Annotated in this window: 14 protein-coding genes; 7 read left to right on the plus strand and 7 right to left on the minus strand. The window is 60.8% G+C overall.

The genetic code is table 11. From position 1 onward, the window contains the following. The first annotated feature begins 3 nt into the window (after positions 1-3). The 5 genes from bcsZ to RTE01_RS12950 all read left to right on the plus strand — a co-directional run bounded on the left by bcsZ (position 4) and on the right by RTE01_RS12950 (position 10,034). Positions 4-1,113: a cellulose synthase complex periplasmic endoglucanase BcsZ gene (gene bcsZ, locus RTE01_RS12930; protein WP_174824242.1), complete on the plus strand. Its 1,110-nt coding sequence runs from the start codon at positions 4-6 to the stop codon at positions 1,111-1,113. After that, a complete protein-coding gene (bcsC, locus tag RTE01_RS12935; protein WP_134528089.1) occupies positions 1,095-4,574 on the plus strand; it encodes a cellulose synthase complex outer membrane protein BcsC in 3,480 nt (1,159 codons plus the stop codon). The genes bcsZ and bcsC overlap by 19 nt, the downstream gene beginning before the upstream one ends. A gap of 285 nt (positions 4,575-4,859) precedes the next feature. Then, entirely contained in the window at positions 4,860-6,866 is a 2,007-nt protein-coding gene (gene hmsP, locus RTE01_RS12940; protein ID WP_041143122.1) for a biofilm formation regulator HmsP, read from the plus strand. Positions 6,867-7,021: 155 nt separating this feature from the next. Beyond that, positions 7,022-8,308 carry a dicarboxylate/amino acid:cation symporter gene (locus tag RTE01_RS12945; protein WP_041143121.1) on the plus strand — a complete coding sequence of 429 codons (1,287 nt, stop codon included), beginning with the start codon at positions 7,022-7,024 and terminating at the stop codon, positions 8,306-8,308. Positions 8,309-8,528: 220 nt separating this feature from the next. Continuing rightward, a complete protein-coding gene (locus tag RTE01_RS12950; protein ID WP_041143120.1) occupies positions 8,529-10,034 on the plus strand; it encodes a M16 family metallopeptidase in 1,506 nt (501 codons plus the stop codon). Between the two features lie 58 nt (positions 10,035-10,092). Here the strand turns inward: RTE01_RS12950 and kdgK are convergent, their stop codons facing one another. Then, positions 10,093-11,022 (minus strand): 2-dehydro-3-deoxygluconokinase, encoded by a 930-nt coding sequence (gene kdgK, locus RTE01_RS12955; protein ID WP_115191701.1) that lies wholly within the window; start codon positions 11,020-11,022, stop codon positions 10,093-10,095. A gap of 194 nt (positions 11,023-11,216) precedes the next feature. Here kdgK and RTE01_RS12965 point away from each other — a divergent pair, with 194 nt between their 5' ends. Further along, entirely contained in the window at positions 11,217-13,268 is a 2,052-nt protein-coding gene (locus RTE01_RS12965; protein WP_141335073.1) for an AsmA family protein, read from the plus strand. A gap of 45 nt (positions 13,269-13,313) precedes the next feature. On the opposite strand, the gene RTE01_RS12970 is transcribed toward RTE01_RS12965, so the two are convergent. The 3 genes from RTE01_RS12970 to RTE01_RS12980 form a co-directional block, all read right to left on the minus strand. Beyond that, positions 13,314-14,636, minus strand: coding sequence for an MFS transporter (locus RTE01_RS12970; RefSeq protein ID WP_134528086.1), 1,323 nt, complete (start codon positions 14,634-14,636; stop codon positions 13,314-13,316). Positions 14,637-14,905: 269 nt separating this feature from the next. Then, complete coding sequence (yhjD, locus tag RTE01_RS12975) at positions 14,906-15,937, minus strand: inner membrane protein YhjD (RefSeq protein WP_041143116.1); 1,032 nt, start codon at positions 15,935-15,937, stop codon at positions 14,906-14,908. A 120-nt stretch (positions 15,938-16,057) separates the two neighbouring features. Further along, positions 16,058-16,957, minus strand: coding sequence for a LysR family transcriptional regulator (locus RTE01_RS12980; protein ID WP_134528083.1), 900 nt, complete (start codon positions 16,955-16,957; stop codon positions 16,058-16,060). 118 nt (positions 16,958-17,075) lie between these two features. Between RTE01_RS12980 and RTE01_RS12985 the strand changes: the two genes are divergently transcribed. Next, a complete protein-coding gene (locus tag RTE01_RS12985) occupies positions 17,076-17,834 on the plus strand; it encodes an SDR family NAD(P)-dependent oxidoreductase (RefSeq protein ID WP_041143114.1) in 759 nt (252 codons plus the stop codon). A 66-nt stretch (positions 17,835-17,900) separates the two neighbouring features. Here the strand turns inward: RTE01_RS12985 and RTE01_RS12990 are convergent, their stop codons facing one another. From RTE01_RS12990 to RTE01_RS13000, 3 genes are all read right to left on the minus strand, one after another. Beyond that, on the minus strand, positions 17,901-18,449 hold the full coding sequence (locus RTE01_RS12990; protein WP_041143113.1) for a GNAT family N-acetyltransferase: 549 nt from the start codon (positions 18,447-18,449) through the stop codon (positions 17,901-17,903). 69 nt (positions 18,450-18,518) lie between these two features. Next, complete coding sequence (locus tag RTE01_RS12995; protein WP_041143112.1) at positions 18,519-20,171, minus strand: alpha,alpha-trehalase; 1,653 nt, start codon at positions 20,169-20,171, stop codon at positions 18,519-18,521. Positions 20,172-20,428: 257 nt separating this feature from the next. Continuing rightward, entirely contained in the window at positions 20,429-21,577 is a 1,149-nt protein-coding gene (locus tag RTE01_RS13000; RefSeq protein WP_134528080.1) for an iron-containing alcohol dehydrogenase, read from the minus strand. Between the last annotated feature and the right edge of the window lie 28 nt (positions 21,578-21,605).

A 21,605-nucleotide genomic window follows, 5' to 3' on the forward strand; every position in this document is an offset into this window, starting at 1 on the left:
CCCATGATGAATGCGCTACGCACAGGGGTGACATTGCTATTGATGCTGGCGGCGGCGCAGGTCAGCGCCGCCTGCCGGTGGCCGGCCTGGGATCAGTTCAGGAAAGAGTACGTCAGCGCCGAAGGGCGCGTCGTTGACCCCAGCGATCCGCGAAAAATCACCACTTCGGAAGGGCAGAGCTACGGCCTGTTCTTTGCCCTGGCGGCCAACGATCGCGATGCGTTCGGCAAGCTGCTGCAGTGGACGCAAAACAACCTCGCCGAGGGCGACCTGCGCGCGCGCCTGCCCGGCTGGCTGTGGGGCAAAAAGAGCGACAGCGAGTGGACGATGCTGGACAGCAACTCGGCCTCCGATTCGGACCTGTGGATAGCCTGGTCGCTGCTGGAAGCCGGGCGCCTGTGGCAGATGCCGCAGTACGTTGAGACGGGTAAAGCGCTGCTGTCGCGGATTGCGCAAGAAGAGGTGGCGGACGTGCCGGGGCTGGGGCCGATGGTGCTGCCGGGGAAGGTCGGCTTTGCTGACGATAAGGGCTGGCGCTTTAACCCCAGCTACCTCCCGCCGCAGCTGGCGAACTATTTTGTCCGCTACGGCGCCCCGTGGCCGAAGCTGCGCGATGGCAATATCCGCCTGCTGCTGGAGACGGCGCCCAAGGGCTTCTCTCCTGACTGGGTACGCTACGAGAAAGGTAAGGGCTGGGAGCTGAAGGCGGATAAACCGATTATTGGCAGCTACGACGCGATCCGCGTCTATCTGTGGGTCGGCATGCTCAACGACGGCGATAAGCAGAAGGCGCGCCTGCTGGCGCATTTTAAACCGATGGCGCAGCAGACCATCAGCCAGGGCCTGCCGCCGGAAAAGGTGAATATCACCACCGCGAAGACCGCAGTAAATGGCCCGGTGGGCTTCTCGGCCGCGCTGCTGCCGTTCTTACAAAATGAGGATGCCCGGGCCGTTCAGCGCCAGCGCGTCAGCGACAACTATCCCGGCGCGGACGCGTACTACAGCGCGGTCCTGACCCTTTTTGGCCAGGGATGGGATCAACATCGTTTTCGCTTTACCGCCGATGGCGAATTACAACCTGACTGGAACCAGGAATGCGCAAGTTCTCACTAACGTTTATCACCCTGGCCCTGGGGGCTGCGCTTCTGCCGCTGGCGCAGGCCGCGACCACGCCTGCTCAGGACCATCTGCTGGAACAGGTGCGGCTGGGGGAAGCGAGCAATCGTGAAGATCTGGTGCGTCAATCGCTGTACCGGCTGGAGCTGATTGACCCGAATAACCCGGACGTTATCTCCGCGCGGATGCGCTATCTGCTGCGCCAGGGCGATACCGATGGCGCAAAGAAACAGCTCGATCGCCTGTCGAAGCTGGCTCCGGACTCGACCGCCCTGAAATCCTCGCGCAGCGAAATGAACCTCAGCACCGGCGACGGGCGCCAGGCGCTGCAGCAGGCGCGCCTGCTGGGCGTGTCGGGGCATGTAGAAGAGGGCGTGGCCGCATTTGAAAAGCTGTTCAACGGCCCCCCCCCGGACGAAACGCTCGCCATTGAGTACTGGTCGCTGGTCGCACGGCTGCCGGCCCGGCATAACGAAGCCGTCCTTGAGCTGAGAAAAATTAACGCCAGGTCTCCGGGCAACGTTGCCCTGCAAACCGAGCTGGCTAAGCTGATGTTTGCCGACAATAAGCCGGATGAAGGATTCGCCTGGCTAGAGCAGATGTCGCGCTCGGCCGCCGGGCGCAGCACCGCCGCCTCGATATGGTTCGACAAAATAAAAGATATGCCGGTCAGCCGCGCCAGCGTGCAGGCGCTTCAGCGCTTTCTGCTGCTCTTCGCCACCGGCGAATCGGCGGCCAATGCCCGGGTGCTGCTCGAGCAGCAGCAGGGGCAGCTCAAAGACCCGACCTTCCTCGCCCGCTCCGAAGGGCTGGCGGCGGTTAAAAGCGATAAGCCGGGTCAGGCGGTGGCGGATTTACAGCAGGCCGTCCGCGCGGATGCCAGGGACAGCGACGCCGTGGGCGCGCTGGGCCAGGCCTATTCGCAGCGCGGGGATCGCGCCCGCGCCGTGGCGCAGCTGAATAAAGCGCTCGCCATGGACCCGGATAGCCCGAATCGCGACAAATGGCGCAGCCTGCTGCAGACCAACCGCTACTGGCTGCTGATTAAGCAGGGCGACAGCGCGCTGAAGGCCGGGCAGCTGGCGCAGGCGCAAAGCGCCTACGCGCAGGCGCAGCGGGTGGATAGCACCGACAGCTACGCGGTCCTTGGCCTCGGCGACGTGGCCGCCGCGCGTAAAGAGAGCGCCGCGGCGCAGAGCTACTATCAACGCGCGCTGCGCATGGATCGCGACAACAGCCTGGCGGTACGCGGGCTGGCGAACCTCTATCGTGCGGAGTCGGCGGAGAAAGCCAGCGCCTTTATCGCCGGGCTGACGCCGTCCCAGCGGCGCAGCATTGACGATATTGAGCGCAGCCTGGCGAACGAACGTCTGGAAAAGCAGGCCGAAGGGCTGGAGAGCCAGGGCAACTGGGCGCAGGCTGCGGAAGTGCAGCGTCGACGTCTGGCGCTCGACCCCGATAGCGTCTGGATAACCTACCGGCTGTCGCGAGATTTAGTGAGCGCAGGCGAGCGGGCCGAGGCGGATACGCTGATGCGCACGATGGTCAACCGTAAGCCCGGCGACGCCGATCGGGTCTACGCCTGGGGCCTTTATTTATCCGGCAACGACCAGGACGATATGGCCCTCGCGCAGATTAACGCGCTGCCGCGTAGCCAGTGGAGCGATAATATTCGCGAGCTTGAGGCGCGCCTGCAGAGCGACAATATTCTGCGTCAGGCCAACGGGCTGCGCGAGGCAGGGCAGGAAGAGCAGGCGATTGCGCTGATTAAGCAGCAGCCCGCGTCGGTGCGCTACGATCTGACCCTCGCCGACTGGGCGCAGCAGCGCGGCGACGCGCAGACGGCGATCCTCCAGTACAACGCGGCGTTGAGCAAAGAGGCCAACAACGGCGACGCGCGCCTGGGGCTGGCGGAAGTCTACCTTGCCGAGGGCGACAAAAACGCCGCCCGCGCGCAGGTCGCGCAGCTGAAGGGCGAGGACGCCGAATCGATCAATATGCAGCGGCGAGTGGCGCTGGCCGAGGCCGGACTGGGCAACGCGGCGCAGGCGCAGCAGATCTTTAGCCGTATCACCACCCAGGCGAAAGCGCAGCCGCCGTCGATGGAGAGCGCGCTGGTACTGCGCGATGCGGCGCGGTTTCAGGCGCAAAACGGCCAGCCGCAGCAGGCGCTGGAAAGCTATAAAGACGCGATGGTGGCCGCTGGCGTGGCCACGGCCCGTCCGCAGGATAACGACGCCTTCACCCGCCTCACCCGCAACGACGCGAAGGATGACTGGCTTAAGCGCGGGATCCGCAGCGACGCGGCGGATCTTTATCGCCAGCAGGATCTTAACGTCACGCTGGAGCATGATTACTGGGGATCCAGCGGTACCGGCGGCTATTCCGATTTAAAAGCCCAAACGACGATGCTGCACGTGGATGCGCCGCTGGCCGACGGCCGGATGTTCTTCCGCACCGATTTGGTCAATATGAACGCCGGCAGCTTCTCAACCAACAGCGACGGCAGCTATTCGCCGAGCTGGGGCACCTGCGGAGAGATTGCCTGCACCAACGGTAGCCTTCACCAGAGCGACGGCGGGGCGAGCGTGGCGGTCGGGTGGAAGAACGACACCTGGAGCGGCGACATCGGCACCACGCCGATGGGCTTTAACGTCGTCGATGTCGTCGGCGGTCTGAGCTACAGCGACGATCTTGGCCCGCTGGGCTACACCCTCAATCTGCACCGTCGGCCGATTTCCAGCTCCCTGCTGGCGTTTGGCGGGCAGAAGGACAGCCCCAGCCATACCGGTAAAACCTGGGGCGGGGTGCGCGCCGACGGCGGCGGCATCAGCCTGAGCTACGACAAAGGGGAAGCCAACGGCGTCTGGTCTTCGCTGGGAGCCGACCAGCTCACCGGCAAAAACGTCGCCGACAACTGGCGCGTGCGCTGGATGACCGGCTACTACTATAAAGTTATCAACGAGGATAACCGCCGCGTGACGGTCGGCCTGAGCAATATGCTCTGGCACTATGACAAGGATCTCAGCGGCTATACTCTGGGACAGGGCGGTTACTATAGCCCGCAGGAGTACGTCTCTTTCGCGGTGCCGGTGACCTGGCGTCAGCGTACCGAAAACTGGTCGTGGGAGCTTGGCGGCTCCGTCTCCTGGTCACACTCGCGGACGAAAACCCAGGCGCGCTATCCGCTGCTGAACCTCATTCCCTCTGAGTATCGCGCCGATGCCAGCCAGTTCAGCGAGGAGGGCAGCAGCAGCCAGGGCTTCGGCTATACCGCCCGGGCGCTGGTCGAACGGCGGGTGACCGGCAACTGGTTCGTGGGCGCGGCGGTTGATATCCAGCAGGCCAAGGACTACACCCCGAGCCACGCGCTGCTCTACGTTCGTTACTCGGCCTCCGGCTGGCAGGGCGATATGAATATGCCGCCGCAGCCGCTGGTTCCCTACGCTGATTGGTAGCAGAATAGGCTGAATTACGCGATCAACCGTCACTCCACCCCCGTGTTCGCGTATACTCGTCGTACTTCGCGCCGCGGGGGGTATCCCCCCGTTCGCGCTGCGCTAATCGCGACGCCGGCCCGGCGTGTCCGCAAGCCCGAGGGCGGTGCCTGGTACCCGTCCTGGCGATCCGTTTGGCGCTCTCTGTCGGGCGTTTGCGCGCTATTTCGCAGAGACAATCAGCCGCAAAATACCGGCGTTGAAGGACGAAATCCGGACAGTATTCAGTATCAGTGGAGAACACAGTTGCGCGTCAGCCGCTCACTTACAATTAAACAGATGGCGATGGTCGCAAGCGTGTCCATGGCATTTGTATTGGTCTTTTGCTCTATTTTACTCTTTCACTTTGTGCAACAGAGTCGCTTTACTACGGCCACGCAGTTAGAAAGCATCGCCCGTTCCGTTCGCGAGCCGCTCTCTGCGGCGATCCTGAAGGCGGATATTCCTGAGGCGGAAGCCATTCTCGGTCGTATCCAGCCCGCCGGCATCGTCAGCCGGGCGGACGTGGTGCTGCCGAACCAGTTCCAGGCGCTGCGGATGCGCTTTATTCCCGAGCGCCCGGTTCCGGTGATGATTACCCGCATGTTTGAGCTGCCGGTACAGATATCGCTGCCTATCTACTCCCAGGAACGCCCCGCGAACCCGCAGCCGCTTGCCTATCTGGTGCTGCAGGCCGACTCATACCGGATGTATAAATTCGTGATGAGCACGCTTTCAACGTTAGTGACTGCTTACTTTCTGCTGGTGCTGGTTCTGACGGTGTCGATCACCTGGTGCATCAACCGGCTGATCGTCCGTCCGCTGCGTAAGGTGGCGCGTGAACTTAACGACGTTCCGCAGCAGGAGCGTCTCGGGCATCAGCTGACCCTGCCGCGGCTGCATCACGATGATGAGATAGGCATGCTGGTGCGCAGCTACAATCGCAACCAGCAAACCCTGCTGCGCCGGTACGATGAGCTCTCTTTACAGTCCACTCGCTTCCCGGTCTCCGACCTGCCGAATAAGGCCTTCCTGATGGCGCTGCTCGAGCAGGCGGTGGCCCGCCCGCAAACCTCGGCGCTGCTGGTGGTCGCCTGCGAAACGCTGCAGGACACCGCCGGCGTCCTGAAGGAGGCCCAGCGCGAAATACTGCTGCTGACGCTGGTGGAAAAGCTGCGGTCAATCATCCCCTCGCGCATGGTGCTGGCGCAGGTCAGCGGCTATGACTTTGCGATTCTGGCCAACGGCATTACCGAGCCCTGGCAAGCGGTGACGTTAAGTAAGCAAGTGCTCACTGCAATCAGCGAGCGTCTGCCGCTGCACGGTATCCAGCTTCGCCCCTGCGCCAGCGTCGGAATTGCGATGTTTAACGGCGAGCTGAGCGCGGAGCAGCTCTACCGACGCGCGGTTTCCGCTGCCGTCGCCGCGCGGCGCAAAGGTAAAAACCAGATTGAGTTCTTCGATCCGCTGCAGATGGAGAAGGCCCAGCGCCGGCTGATGGAAGAGCACGATATTCTGGCGGCGCTGGATAATCAGCGTTTCGCCATCTGGCTGCAGCCGCAGGTGAATATCGCCAGCGGCGAAGTGTGCGGCGCGGAGGTTCTGCTGCGCCAGCGCCAGGAGGATGGCAGCTGGCTGCTGCCGCCGGATCTGATTGAACGCATTGAGGCCTGCGGGCTGATTGTCCCGGTCGGCTACTGGGTGATGGAAGAGGCCTGTCGCCAGCTTGCGGCATGGCAAAGCCAGGGCATTATGCTGCCGCTATCGGTGAACGTGTCGCTGCTGCAGCTGCTGCATCACGACCGGGGCACGGAGATGCTGACCCTGCTGTCGCGCTATCGCATTGCGCCGGGCACGCTGATTATCGAAATTACCGAAAGCCGCCGGCTGGACGATCCGCGGATGGTCGTCTCCCTGCTGCGCCCGCTGCGCGAGGCCGGGGTGCGCATCGCCCTCGATGATTTTGGCATGGGTTACGCCGGGTTGCGCCAGCTCCAGCATATGAAGTCGCTGCCGGTCGATATCCTGAAAATCGATAAGGCCTTCATCGATATGCTGCCCGAAGATACCAGCATGGTGCCGGCGATTATTCAGCTGGCGCGCGGCCTTAACCTGCGCATTGTGGCGGAAGGCGTTGAGAGAGAGGAGCAGCACCGGTGGCTGCAGGAAGCCGGCGTCGATATCGGCCAGGGCTACCTCTTCGGTTGCGCTTTACCGCAGGAGGCGTTTGCGGCGCAGTTTTTGCCGGTGAATGAAGAGGGTGCAAGCCTGTAACTAGGGGCTGACTTGTGCGAGTCAGCTCTAAGTTTTTAACAATTCCGTTGCAATTTCGCGCTTAGTTATTTCTGAAATGTTTCCCGGGTGTTACTTTTAAGCCACAGACGACCTATAACCCTTCCAGGTCTGTGGTTATACCCAAAGGACACCCTATGAAAACCTCTCTCTTCAAAAGCCTTTATTTTCAGGTTTTGTCGGCCATCGCGATCGGTATTCTGCTGGGCCATTTCTACCCGGAACTGGGCGCGCAGATGAAACCCCTCGGCGACGCCTTCGTTAAACTGATTAAAATGGTTATTGCACCGGTTATCTTCTGCACCGTCGTGACGGGGATTGCCGGGATGGAAAGCATGAAGGCCGTTGGCCGTACCGGTGCGGTAGCGCTGCTCTATTTTGAAGTTGTCAGTACCCTCGCGCTGATTATCGGACTTATCATCGTCAACGTGGTGCAACCCGGCGGCGGCATGAACGTCGATCCGGCCACCCTTGATGCGAAGGCGGTGGCGGTCTACGCCGAGCAGGCAAAAGATCAGGGCATTGTCGCCTTCCTGCTGGATATTATTCCCGGCAGCGTGATCGGCGCTTTTGCCAGCGGTAACATCCTGCAGGTGCTGATGTTTGCGGTGCTGTTTGGTTTTGCCCTGCATCGCCTGGGCAGCAAGGGCCAGCTGATTTTTAACGTTATCGAAAGCTTCTCGCAGGTGATCTTCGGCATCATCAACATGATTATGCGCCTCGCGCCGATTGGCGCCTTCGGGGCCATGGCCTTTACCATCGGCAAATACGGCGTCGGCACCCTCGTGCAGCTGGGCCAGCTGATCGTCTGCTTCTACATCACCTGTATTCTGTTTGTGGTGGTGGTGCTGGGCTCCATCGCGCGGATCACCGGCTTTAGCATCTTTAAATTCATCCGCTATATCCGCGAAGAGCTGCTGATTGTTCTCGGGACCTCCTCGTCCGAATCGGCGCTGCCGCGCATGCTGGACAAGATGGAGAAGCTGGGCTGTCGCAAATCTGTCGTGGGGCTGGTTATCCCCACCGGCTACTCGTTCAACCTTGACGGCACCTCCATCTACCTGACGATGGCGGCGGTATTTATTGCCCAGGCGACCAACAGCCATATGGATATTTTCCACCAGATAACGCTGCTGGTGGTGCTGCTGCTCTCCTCGAAAGGCGCCGCCGGCGTCACCGGCAGCGGTTTTATCGTCCTGGCGGCCACCATTTCTGCCGTGGGCCATTTACCGGTTGCCGGCCTGGCGCTGATCCTCGGTATCGACCGCTTTATGTCTGAAGCGCGCGCGCTGACCAACCTCGTGGGCAACGGCGTGGCGACTATCGTGGTGGCGAAATGGGTGAAAGAGCTGGATTCCCAACAGCTTGATGATGTCCTCAATAACCGTACTCCGGCGAACAAATCGCACGAATTATCCTCTTAAATCCATCTGTTAGGCCCGTTGTCCCTTGCTGGACTCCGGGCTCCTGCGCATAATTAGGTATCGCTCCCCGGGGTTGGGGAGTGATACTAAATGATTATTTTACGTCTCCGTGCGACATTTTCCTCTCCGCGTGGTCTAACCGACGTACTGACTCACCATATTTTTTGGCAGCCCTCCAGCGGGCTGCTTTTGTAACCAGGAATGTTCATCAGGGGTTCACATGCAGGGCACAAAAATTCAACTCTTAACGGGTGGTTTGCTGATGATGGCAGCGGCCGGTTATGTGCAAGCAGAAGCGCTCCAGCCTGACCCGGCCTGGCAACAGGGGACTCTCGCCAACGGACTTCAGTGGCAGGTTTTAGCCACTCCGCAGCGTCCGAGCGATCGTATTGAAGTCCGCCTGTTCGTCAATATTGGCTCGCTGAGTGAAAGCACTCAGCAGAGCGGTTTTAGCCACTTTATTCCCCGCCTGGCCTTAACGCAGAGCGGCAGCCTTCCGACGATGCAGGCGCGCTCCCTGTGGCAGCAGAGCATCGATCCGAATCGTCCGCTCCCGCCGGCGCTCGTCTCCTATAGCTACACCATGTTTAACCTCAGCCTGCCGAATAACCGTAACGACCTGCTGAAGGAGGCGCTGAGCTGGCTGGCCGACGCCAGCGGGAAGCTAAAGGTGACGCCTGAAGCGGTGAATCACGCCCTGCAGGGCGGCGACATGGTCGCGACCTGGCCGCTGGATACCAAAGAGGGCTGGTGGCGCTACCGGCTGAAAGGTTCCACCATGCTGGGGCATGATCCCGCCGCGCCGCTGAAAACCCCGGTCGACGTTGCGCAGCTGAAAGAGTTTTATCAGAAATGGTACACCCCGGACGCCATGACGCTGATCGTCGTGGGCAACGTTGATAGCCGTAACGTAGCGGAGCAGATCAACAAAAACTTCGGCGAGCTGAAGGGTAAACGAGAAACGCCGGCCGCGGTACCGACGCTGGCTCCGCTGCCGACGACGCCGGTCAGCATCATGACCAATACCGTGCGTCAGGATAAGCTGTCGATCATGTGGGACTCTCCGTGGCAGCCTATTCGCGATTCGGTCGCGCTGCAGCACTACTGGCGCGACGATCTGGCCCGCGAGGCGCTGTTCTGGCACGTGCAGCAGAACCTGAGCAAAAACAATATCAAAGACGTGAACCTCGGCTTTGATTGCCGGGTGCTGTACCAGCGCGCCCAGTGTGCGATCAACATTGAATCGCCGGGCAACAAGCTCAACGCGAACCTGATTGCGGTGTCCCGCGAGCTGGCGAAGGTCCGCGATAACGGCTTACCGCAGGATGAGTTTGATACCCTGATTGCGCAGAAAAAGCTCGAGCTGCAAAAGCTCTTCGCCACCTACGCGCGTACCGATACCGATATTCTGATCAGCCAGCGCATCCGCTCGCTGCAGAATCAGGTGGTGGATATCGCGCCGGAGCAGTATCAGAAGCTGCGTCAGGAGTTTCTTGATTCTCTGACCGTCGATATGCTGAATCAGTATCTGCGTCAGCAGCTGTCGCAGGATATGGCGCTGGTGCTGCAGCAGCCGCAGGGCGAGCCGGAATATAACATGAAGGATCTGAAGGCGACGTGGGAGAAGCTGATGGTGCCTGCGCCAACGGCGACGACGGCGACGGCCGGAAGCGGCGAGGCTGCCGAGGCGCGCAGCGACGCGACGGATATTCCCCCCGCTCAGTAGGTTCGGTTGACGAGGCTCTTCCCGGGCTGCGGCGCTGATGGCGCAGCCCGGGCGAAGGTTACTGCGGCATTGCTTCGCGCGGAATAATCGCCCCGCGATACTGAATGACCGTACTGGCGGTCAGGTGCCCGCGCGCGGCTGCGGACCGGGCGTCACCGCCGGTCAGGCGCACGGCGAGGTAGCCGGCGCTGAATGAATCGCCGGCAGCAGTGGTATCAACCACCTTCTCTTTCGGCAGCTTCACGGCTGGGATCTCCTGCTGCGGCTCGCCGACAATCGACACCAGGCACGAGTCCGCCCCGCGTTTTACCACCACCTCTTTGACGCCGGCGGCATGCGTGCGGGCAATCACTTCTTCTACCGGTTTTTCACCCCATAACGCATCTTCGTCATCCAGCGTCAGGAAGGCGATATCGGTGCAGGTCAGCATTTGCTGATAAACCTGCTGAGTCTCTTCTTTGCTGGCCCACAGGCGCGGGCGGTAGTTGTTGTCGAAAATCACCTGCCCGCCGTTAGCGCGGCATTCGCACAGCAGCGTAAGCAGCTTCTCGCGGCTCTGCGGGCTGAGAATGGCGAGGCTAATTCCGCTGAGATAGAGGTAGTCAAAGGTCGCCAGCTCTTCGCAGATCGCGGCAGACTGCTCGCTCTCCAGCCAGAATTTTGCCGCCGCTTCGTTACGCCAGTAGTAAAACGTCCGTTCGCCGGTATCGTCGGTTTCGATGTAGTAGAGCCCCGGTAAACGATCGGCCATACGCTGGATAAGATCGGTTTTGACCTCCTCGGCCTGCCAGGATTCCAGCATCTGCTGGCTGAAGGCGTCCGTCCCAAGCGCGGTAACGTAGTGCACGGCGAGCGCGCTGGCGTCGGTCTGACGCGCAATGTAGACCGAGGTATTTAAGGTGTCGCCGCCAAATCCACGGTTTACCGCCGCGTTTTTCTCTGACAGCTCAATCATACATTCGCCGATAACGGCAATTTTTTTAGACATCATCATGACCTGGGATTGAATCGGGATTAGCGCTAGTGTGCGCCGCGTCGTTTTTATGGTCAACTATATTAAAACATCGTTCCATTATTTTTTTGACATCAGGCGCGTAATGTGACGAAAGGCGCATTTGTCGGAGAAAGATGCGCTTTTCAACTATATTCAGGACTGACGAGGAGCAAAGGAGCTGAGAGGGTATGACCACAACCCGCAAAACGATTGCTATTATCTCGGGAACGATAGCGCTACTTATCGTTCTGTTTTTCATCGTACTGGCGACCTTCGACTGGAACCGCCTGAAGCCCACGATTAACCAGAAGGTGTCCGCCGAGCTGAACCGGCCGTTTGCCATTCGCGGCGACCTCGGCGTGGTCTGGGAGCGCCAGCGCGACGAGCGGGGCTGGCGAAGCTGGGTGCCCTGGCCCCACGTCCATGCCGAAGATATCGTCCTCGGCAACCCACCTGATATTCCCCAGGTCACGATGGTGCACCTGCCGCGCGTCGAAGCCACGCTAGCGCCGCTGTCGCTGCTGAGCAAAACGGTCTATCTGCCGTGGATTAAGCTGCAGCAGCCCGATGCCAGGCTGATCAGGCTCTCCGGGAAAACCAATAACTGGACCTTTACCCTCGGGTCGGACGACGCTGCGGCCAGCCAGGCCGGGCCATCGGACTGGTCTTTCCGGCTGGATAACATTCTCTTCGATCGCGGGCGGATTGCCATTATCGACAAGGTGACGCGCGCCGATATTACCCTGACGGTCGATCCGCTGGGTAAACCGCTGCCGTTTAGCGAGGTCACCGGCACGGAAGGCAAAGAGGCGCCAAAGAAGGTGGCGGACTACGTTTTTGGGCTGACGGCCAGGGGGAGCTATCGTGACCAGCCGCTCTCCGGCAGCGGTAAAATTGGCGGCATGCTGGCGCTGCGCAGCGAAGGGACGCCGTTCCCGCTGCAGGGCGACTTCCGCTCCGGCAATACCCGGGTGGCCTTTAGCGGGACGGTGAACGACCCGCTGAGCCTGGGCGGCGTCGATTTACGCCTGAAGTTCTCCGGCGATTCGCTGGGGGATTTATACGATCTTACCGGAATCGTCCTGCCGGATACGCCGGCGTTCTCCACCGACGGTCGCCTGCGGGCGACCTTCAATCAGCAGGGCGGGTCGCGCTTTACCTACCGCGATTTCAATGGCCGAATCGGCGAAAGCGACATTCACGGCTCCCTGACCTACGCCACCGGCAAGCCGCGCCCGAAGCTGGAGGGCGACGTTGAATCCCGCCAGCTGCGTCTGGCGGACCTCGGGCCGCTGATTGGCGTGAACGCCGAGAGTAAGGCGAGTAAAACCGAGCAGCGTAGAGGCGAAGCTACGCCGCAGCCGGCCGGGAAAATCCTGCCTTACGATCGCTTTGAGACCGACAAGTGGCAGCTGATGGATGCCGATGTCCGCTTCAAGGGGCGGCGAATTGAGCACGGCGGCACGTTACCGATTAGCGACCTCAGCACCCACGTTATCCTTGAGCGCGGCGACCTGCGCCTGCAGCCGCTGCGCTTTGGCCTCGCCAACGGCACGATCGCCGGCAGCCTGCATCTGCAGGGCGATAAAAAGCCGCTGCAGGGCACCGCTAACCTGCAGGCCAGACGCCTGAAGCTCAAGGCGCTGATGCCGAACGTGGAGATGATGCAGAAGACCCTCGGCGAGATGAACGGCGATATGCAGCTGCGCGGCACCGGTAACTCGGTGGCGGCGCTGCTGGGCAACAGCAACGGCAATATCAAGCTGCTGATGAACGATGGCCTGATTAGCCGAAACCTGATGGAAATTCTGGGGCTGAACGTCGGTAACTATCTTATCGGGCAGATCTTTGGCGACGACGAGGTGCGGGTAAACTGCGCGGCGGCCAACGTTGACGTGGTTAATGGCGTCGCGCGGCCGCAGATCTTTGCCTTTGATACCGAAAATGCGCTGATTAACGTCACCGGGACCGCCAGCTTCGCCTCGGAGCAGCTCGACTTAACCATCGACCCCGAAAGCAAGGGGCTGCGCATTATTACCCTGCGCTCGCCGCTGTACGTGCGCGGCACGTTTAAATCCCCGAACGCCGGAGTGAAGGTGGGGCCGCTGATCGCCCGCGGTGCGGTAGCGGCCGCGCTGGCAACGCTGGTCACCCCGGCTGCGGCGCTGCTGGCGCTGGTATCGCCGGCGGAGGGCGAAGCCAACCAGTGTCAGACGATTTTATCGCAGATGAAAAAGTAGATTCGGAGAAGAGCTGCCCGGCGCGGCGCGCCGGGCAGCAAAGGATTACAGCGACTGGTGGCGGGTTTCGTGGGTCAGCAGCAGCGCAATCAGCGTCAGCGCGGCCATCGACGCCAGGTAGAGTCCTACCGCCGTCAGGCCGTAGTTGCCCTGCAGCCAGGCGGCAATATACGGCGCGACGGAAGCGCCAAGAATCGACGAGACGTTATAAGAGAACGATGCGCCGGTGTAGCGTACTTCCGTCGGGAACAGCTCCGGCAGCAGGGCGCCCATCGGACCGAAGGTCAGCCCCATCAGGCTCAAGCCGAGCAGCAGAAACGCGAAGACCAGCACCGGCTGACCGGAACCCAGCAGCGGTTTAAAAGCGAACAGGGCAAAGAGAATAATCATTGAGGTAATGACGATCATGCTCTTACGACGGCCAAACGCGTCCGCCAGCAGGCCGGCAATCGGCACCATCACGCCAAAGCCAATCACCGCCATCATCAGCATCCACAGCACTTCATTACGCGGCAGACCGAGGCCCACTGGCGCAGCGCCGGTGCTGAAGGTCATGGAGTAGACGGTCATGATATAGAACAGGGTATAGGTGGCCAGCATAATGAAGGTGCCGAGCACGGTCACCCGCACGTGCTTAGTCAGCAGCGTCCCCAGCGGGATTTTTACCTGTTTCTTCGCCGCGGCGATTTTGGCAAAGACCGGCGTTTCATGCAGCGAAACGCGGACGTAAAGCCCGATAATCACCAGCACGGCGGAGAAGATAAACGGCACGCGCCAGCCCCATTCCATAAACTGCTGGTCGGTCAGCAGCCAGGAGAGTAGCAGGAAGGTGCCGTTAGCGAAGAAGAAGCCGATCGGCGCGCCCAGCTGCGGGAAGGAGCCGTACAGCGCGCGTTTACGCGGCGGGGCGTTCTCGGTGGCCAGCAGGGCTGCGCCGCCCCATTCACCGCCAAGGCCAAGCCCCTGACCAAAGCGCGCCAGCGCCAGCAGCATCGGAGCCAGAATGCCAATGCTCTCATAGCCGGGCAGCAGGCCGATCACCACGGTAGAGATCCCCATGGTCAGCAGCGAGGCGACCAGCGTCACCTTACGACCGACGCGATCGCCGAAGTGGCCGAACAGCGCTGAGCCAATCGGACGCGCGACGAAGGCAATGGCGAAGGTTGCCAGCGACTGTAGCGTCGCGGCGGCCGGGTCGCCCTGCGGGAAGAAGATATGCGGAAACACGATAACCGCGGCGGTGGCGTAGATGTAGAAGTCGAAGAACTCAATGGCGGTGCCGATGAGTGAGGCAACGACGACTTTATTGCGCGAGTTAACCGGTGCGGTTTCCTGCGACTTGTCGAGCGTGGTGGCTGTGGCTTGCATAGATCTTTCTTATTTTTAGCGAACGAAAAGCCATATAGCCACAGCAAAAGCGACATTTCAATCTGTAACAAGAGGCGGGAGAGGCCAAAAAACGGGCAAAAAGCGGATAATTTTTGTGCCTGAAAAATAACTTCTATGAAATGCTTCACATAAATAAAATAATGGCAGATAAAACCAGGTTTAGGTTAAATAAAAGTTACACGTTGGATTTATCTGCTGAAATGATGGATCGGGCTGAATGATACCTCTCCGTTCAGCCCGATACGGCATCAATCGTGGGTTTTCCCCGGCATCCGGCGGTCGTCTTTATACTCGGCGGTGGCAATCCACGCCGCGCAGAACAGGGTCAGGCGCGCGAAGAAATAGAAAAAGGCCATCAGCCCTAAAACGGAGCCAAACGCGGCGCCCGACGGCGACTTCACCAGCGCCGGCAGCGTCCAGGTCATGACGATTTTAATCACCTCAAAGCCGATTGCCGCAATCATCGTGCCGCGTATCAGCGCTTTGCGCCGCGGACGGTGGCGCGGCAGGCGCCAGAAGATCCAGAAAAACAGCAGGTAGTTGGCGAAAATCGAGATCGCCAGGCCAATCAGCCGCCAGGCCGGTTTTAGCCACTCAATATTGTCGAGATACAGCGCGGAGATGATGGTCTGCTGCGCGGCGCCGGCAATAGAGGTAATGGAGAGGGTAATAATCAGGGCGACCAGCAGGCCAATCAGCGAAATAAAGTCGCGGAAGTATTTTACCCAGATCTTTTCCTGATCCTGCGGCGTACGTTCCCAGACGTCGCGGGACTGGGCGCGGATGGCTTCCCGCAGGTTGCCCATCCAGTTAATGCCGGAATAAAGCGCGACCAGCAGCCCAACCAGGCCGACGGTGGTGCGCTGCTGAACCGCGGTATTAATGGTGTTCTTCAGCGTTGCCGCCAGCGTCGGATCGCTGACGTTGAGCAGGATTTTATCGAAGATGTCCTGCAGCAGCGTCGGATGCCAGGTGAGGACAAAGCCGGCGGCGGCGAAGGAGACCATCAGTATCGGGATCATCGACAGAAACGAGAAGTAGGTGATGGCCGCGCCGAACTGATTACCCAGGCGGTCGTTAAAGCGCTCTGCCGCGCGGATCAGGTGCGCAATAATCGGATTTCGCTGGACCTTTTCCGCCGTCCCGGTCACGCTTTTCAGCGCCTGGTTCGCTTTCTGTCCCACGGCGGATTCGTTGATGGCGGCCAGCGTGCTTTTACTCTTTTCCGGCTGCTGGCCCGGATCCTGGGCCGGGCGTGTCGCGTCGTTTTCCGGTGTCATCAGTTATTTCTTCCTTTTTTTACAGCGAGATTCAGCAAAAATTATATACGCAAAACGCCGGTTGCGGCGGCGGAGCGGTAAACCCGCATCCTGACTCTGGCGAAACGGGCCCGCCGTGCGCTAGTCGACGTAGCCCTTCATCACGCCACCCAGCCACTCCATAAACAGGTGGACGCGACGCGAAAGATTGCGCCGATGTGGGTAGATAAGCGAGACCGGCAGCGGTTCGGCGCGGTATTGCGGCAGAATTTCTATCAGCTCCCCGGTGCGCAGCGCTTCGCGAACGCCGGTGCGCGGAACCTGAATAATGCCCAGCCCGGCGAGGCAGGCGGCCTGATAGGTTTCGGTGCTATTGACGGTCAGTATGCCGCCGGTTTTTACCCAGCGCACGGCGCCGTCGCTGACGACCTCAAAACCCACCGGGCGAACGCCAAGGGTGCTGGCATAGTGGATCAGGGCATGATCGCCGAGATCGTCAAGAGAGTGCGGATAGCCGAAGCGCGCCAGGTACTGCGGGCTGGCGCAGTTAATTTGCGTCAGCTTACCCAGCGGACGCGCGATCAGGCCGGAATCTTTCAGCGTACCGACGCGGACGACGCAATCAAAACCTTCGCGGATCACGTCAACCAGCCGGTCGCTGCTGCTCAGTTCAAGCTCGATCCCCGGATACTGCTGCAAAAAGGCCGGCAGCCGCGGAATGATCAGCTTTTTTGCCACGCCGACCGGCATATCTACCCGCAGTCGTCCGCTGATGCTGGAGGGATCGTGCTGGAATATGCCGTCCAGCTCCTCGAGGTTGCTCAGAAGGTCTTTGGCGCGCTCGTAGTAGACCATCCCGTCCTGAGTCAGCTGCACCCGGCGAGTGGTGCGGTGCAGAAGGCGCGCGCCGAGGTGGCTTTCCAGCGCCTGGATCTGGCGCGAAACGCTGCCTTTCGGCAGGCCCAGGGTGTCGGCGGCGCGGGAAAAGCTCTCCAGCTCCGCCACGCGAATGAACAGCTGCATTGCGTGAATTTTATCCATACCCGAGACCTATTGTTGTTGCCAGGGAAACAGTAAAACGTAATTTAGCGTATTTATTGTTTTTCTGTCAGCTAATAAGCTCTTTCACGATGCAAACGCAACTGATAAGGGGTTTCTGATGACACAACGTATTGCTTTAGTGACCGGCGGCAGCCGTGGATTGGGAAAAAACGCGGCGCTGAAGCTGGCGGCGAAGGGAACCGATATTATCCTCACCTACCACAGCAACCGCCAGGCGGCGCTGGAAGTTGTCGCTGAAATCGAACAAAAAGGGGTTAAAGCTGCGGCATTAGCGCTTAACGTCGCCGATACGTCGAGCTTCGAAAGCTTTGCTCTCGAGGTGAAGACGCTCCTGCAGCAGCGCTGGCAGCGCGGCACCTTTGATTATTTATTAAACAACGCCGGGATTGGTATCAACGTCGCCTTTGCACAGACCAGCGAAGCGCAGTTTGACGAGCTGATGAATATCCAGTTCAAAGGCCCGTTCTTTCTGACCCAGCGCCTGCTGCCGCTGCTGCAGGACGGCGGGCGGATCCTCAACGTCTCGAGCGGGCTGGCCCGTTTCGCGCTGCCGGGCTACGCCGCCTATGCGGCAATGAAAGGGGCAATGGAGGTACTGACCCGCTACCAGGCAAAAGAGCTGGGCGCGCGCGGGATCTCGGTGAACATTATTGCGCCGGGGGCCATCGAGACGGACTTTGGCGGCGGCGTGGTGCGCGATAATACGCAGGTAAACCAGCATATTGCGGCGCAAACGGCGCTGGGGCGGGTAGGGCTGCCGGACGATATCGGCGATGCGATAGCGGCGCTGCTGAGCGACGATCTGAAATGGATGAACGCCCAGCGGGTGGAGGTTTCCGGCGGGATGTTCCTGTAAGCGGCGAGGCCGCCGCGTCAATTGGCTCTGCAACGGACGCGGCGGCGTATTCTACTGCCGGCGGCGCTAGCCTGCCGCAGCGGCGGGCCGGTGATAATCGCGCGGCAGCAGGCCAAATAGCCAGTCGTTATGCCAGCGGCCGTTGAGCCAGTAGCATTCGCGCAGCTCGCCCTCCAGCAGAAAGCCGGTTTTCTGCAGCAGGCTTTTCGAAGCGATGTTGCCGGCGGTGACGGTGGCGGTCAGGCGACGGACGCCGCCTGCGGAAAAGGCAAAATCGCACAGCGCCTGCAGTGATTCGTAGCCGTAGCCTTTTCCCTGGGCCTGGGGAGTGAACAGAAACCCGACCTCAGCGCAGTCGTCCTCGTGGTGCCGGTAGCCGGTCATGCCGAGCGGCTCGTGGGTTTGTCGATCGCGGACGATCAGGCACAGCCAGTGCCTGGCGCCCGGCGTCCACGGCGACAGGCGCGAATCAAACGCTTCGCGGATCTCGGCGAGCGGGCGCGAATCGGCAATATAGAGCATCACCTGCGGATCGCGCTGCAGGGCTAAAAAGAAGGACCAGTCATCCAGCTGCAGCGGCGAGCAGCGCAGCCGTGGCGTAAGCAGTTCAGGCATAGATCGGAGTTCCTGCAAAGGTCGATAGCGTGACCATAGCAGGACATTCTCCGCCCGAATAGCACCTGGTTATAATGGCTCGCCGTAGAGGCCTATCAGCCGACGCACCACGCCGTTGGTCCAGCCGAAACCATCCTGCAGCGGGTATTCACCGCCGCCGCCCTCGTGCGGGACGCCGCTGGCAATATGGTACTTCTCAATCAGCTTATGATGCTGCTTGTAGAAGTGGTTCACCGTTTGCAGCCAGCTTTGGGCTATCTCATCGCCGAGCGGGTCCTGGCCGTACATTTTAAAGCCCTGCACCGCCATCCACTGCAGCGGCGCCCAGCCGTTGGGCTTATCCCACTGTTCGCCGCTTTCATACTCGGTGGCCATAATGCCGCCAGGGGTCAGCAGGCGAGCCCGCACCGCGTCGGCAAGGCGATCCGCCTGTTCATGCGTCGCCATTCCGACGTACAGCGGCACGATGCTGGCGGCCGAAAAGAGCGCCAGCTGCTCGCGGCGCCAGTCGTAGTCGCGGAAGCAGCCGCTGTCGTCATCCCACAAATAGCGGGTCACCGCCGCCCGACGGTCGCTGGCCTTCTGGCGAAACGCGGCTTCCGTTTCGCGATCGCCCTCAACGCCGGAGAGATTGGCGATGGTATTTTCGAGCTTGAACAGGAAGGCGTTCAAATCGATGGGGATAAACTGGGTGGTGCGAATACTCGCCAGACGGGTGATATCGCGCAGCCAGCGGCTGGAGTAGTCCCAGCCGGAGGCGGCGCCGGCGCGCAGGTCACGGTAAACCTCGTTGGGCGGGCGGCCGGAGTGCTTTGCCGTTTCGACATCTTCGCGCCAGGACTCGTCGCGCGGGGTGTCGCGATCGTCCCAGTAGCGGTTGAGCAGCGAACCGTCCGGCATACGCACCGCGTGGCGATAGGCCTGGTTCGGGATCAGCGACTCGGCGCCGTCCATCCAGAAGCGGTACTCCATCTTCAGGTGCTCAAGGTAGCGGCGAGCGCCGCGCACGCCGTCCTCTTCAAACAGCTCAACCATCAGGGCGAAAACCGGCGGCTGCGAACGGCTGAGGTAGTAGGTGCGATTGCCGTTAGGGATATGACCGTAGGTTTCAATCATCCACGCGAAGTTGTCCGCCATGCACTTCAGCAGGTCCTCGCGGCCGCTCTCCGCCAGCCCCAGCATCGTGAAGTAGGAGTCCCAGTAGTAGGTCTCGCTAAAGCGGCCGCCGGGCACAATATACGACTGCGGCAGCGCCAGCAGCGACGACCACGGGATATGATCCTGCGGCTCGCGGGTGAGGATCGGCCAGAGGTGATCGATATGCTCTTTCAGGGATCGCTTAGGATCGGAAACGTAATCTTCCGCGCGATGATCCGGCAGCCAGAAGTGGTCCTCGACGAACTGCCGCAGATCGAACCCTGGAGTGCGCCTCACCCGCCGGTAGTGGATTAAAATATCCAGCGGGTCCTGCTTTGGCGCACAGTCGGGGAAGGTTTTGCTGTCGGCGAAAATGCGCGATTTTTGCACGTGGGCGAACAGCTCCAGGTAGCGATCGGCCGGGGTCAGGGCGTCAGACGCCGGCAGCCCCTCGATAATTTCTGGCTCCGGTTCGGCGTCGAACATTTCGTCCAGTTTTAACTCATACGGATCGGCTTCGTAGCGCAGATCGACGTCGATCTTTAACTCATCGCTATTATCGTTGCGTAATGTCTGGCTGGACATAGTGATACGGACCTCCGGATCGCGTCGCTAAATGGCGCCGGATATTCCCGGCATGGCTTTTAAGCTTAGTCATTCGCTTCGGTTTTCGTGGGGGAAACTGTGCGTCAGGTCACGCTTCTGTGCAAATACCTGAAGCCGGAATTTTTATTACTAATTGATTTATATCGTTAATTTATGAACGGGTGCTCTGAATCGCGTGGAAAAATTCAGAGCAATCGTTTTGCAACAAAATCTTATTTTATGGCGCAGGCGCGGGATTACTCCCACGCCGCTTCCAGCATCTCCAGCAGTTGTTCGCTGCTTAGCGTGACCGGGTTGGCTTTCATCGACGACGAGCCGCTGGCGGCTAGCGCGGCGGGCTCAAGCGCCCGATGCGCCACGCCCAGATCGTTGAGATTGCCGAGACCGGCGCCGCGGCTCCATTCGTGCAGGCTCTCCCAGGCGGTATCCGGATGCACGTTGAGCCCGTCGGCCAGCCAGCGGCGCACGTCGTTAAAGCGCTCGCGCAGGGCTTCATCGGTGACCAGTGATTCGTTAAGCGCGAGGCCGAAGGGCAGCAGGCAGCCGCACAGCGCGCCGTGGGAAGCGTTGCTCAGGCCGCCCAGCGGCCCCGCCAGGCCGTGAACAACGCCGAGACCGGCATTGGCCAGCGCCAGGCCGCCGCACAGGCTGGCCCACGCCATTTCATCGCGACTCTGCGGGCACTCTTTTGTCATTAGCGTTTTCAGCGCCTTGATGCCGCGCGGGATCGCCTCCCGGCACAGGGCGTCGGTAAACGGGTTGGCCCGGGTGCACAGCCAGGGTTCGATAAGCTGGGCGATCGCATCGAGGCCGGAGCCCAGGGTTACCGCCCGCGGCGCGTTATCGGTAAGCGACGGGTCGACGATCGCCAGGTCCGGCAGCATCCGGTCATCGCGCAGGCTGACCTTACGCTGCTGCTGCACGACGTTAATCACCGCGTTTTTCGTCACCTCGGCGCCGGTGCCGGAGGTGGTGGGGATAGCGACAAAGGGCAGCGGATGCGCTTCCAGCACCCGGCCGCTGCCGACCACTTCCAGATACTCGATAACCTCCCCGGATGCCGGCACCAGCGCGGCGATGGCCTTCCCGGCGTCGATCACCGCGCCGCCCCCGAGGCTTACCACCGCCCCGACGCCCCTTTCGCGCGCCAGGCGTACACCCTGCTCGATCGCCTGCAGGTCGGGCTCATGGGCGATGGAGAGGGTCGTCACCTCCAGCGCATGGGCGCGAAGTTCGGCCAGCAGAAAGTCGGCCCGCTGCGGGCTGGCGCCGTGTACCAGCAGCACCTTGTCGCTGCGCTGGGCCAGCCAGGGCGCAGCGCTCGGCGCCAGGCCGCGACCAAAACGAATATTTCCCGGGGTTAAAACGTTAAAGGGGGTCAGCATCACGGGCTCCTGTATCGGCAAAAAAGGC

It is taken from the genome of Klebsiella terrigena (assembly GCF_006539725.1).
Taxonomy (GTDB): Bacteria; Pseudomonadota; Gammaproteobacteria; order Enterobacterales; family Enterobacteriaceae; genus Klebsiella; species Klebsiella terrigena.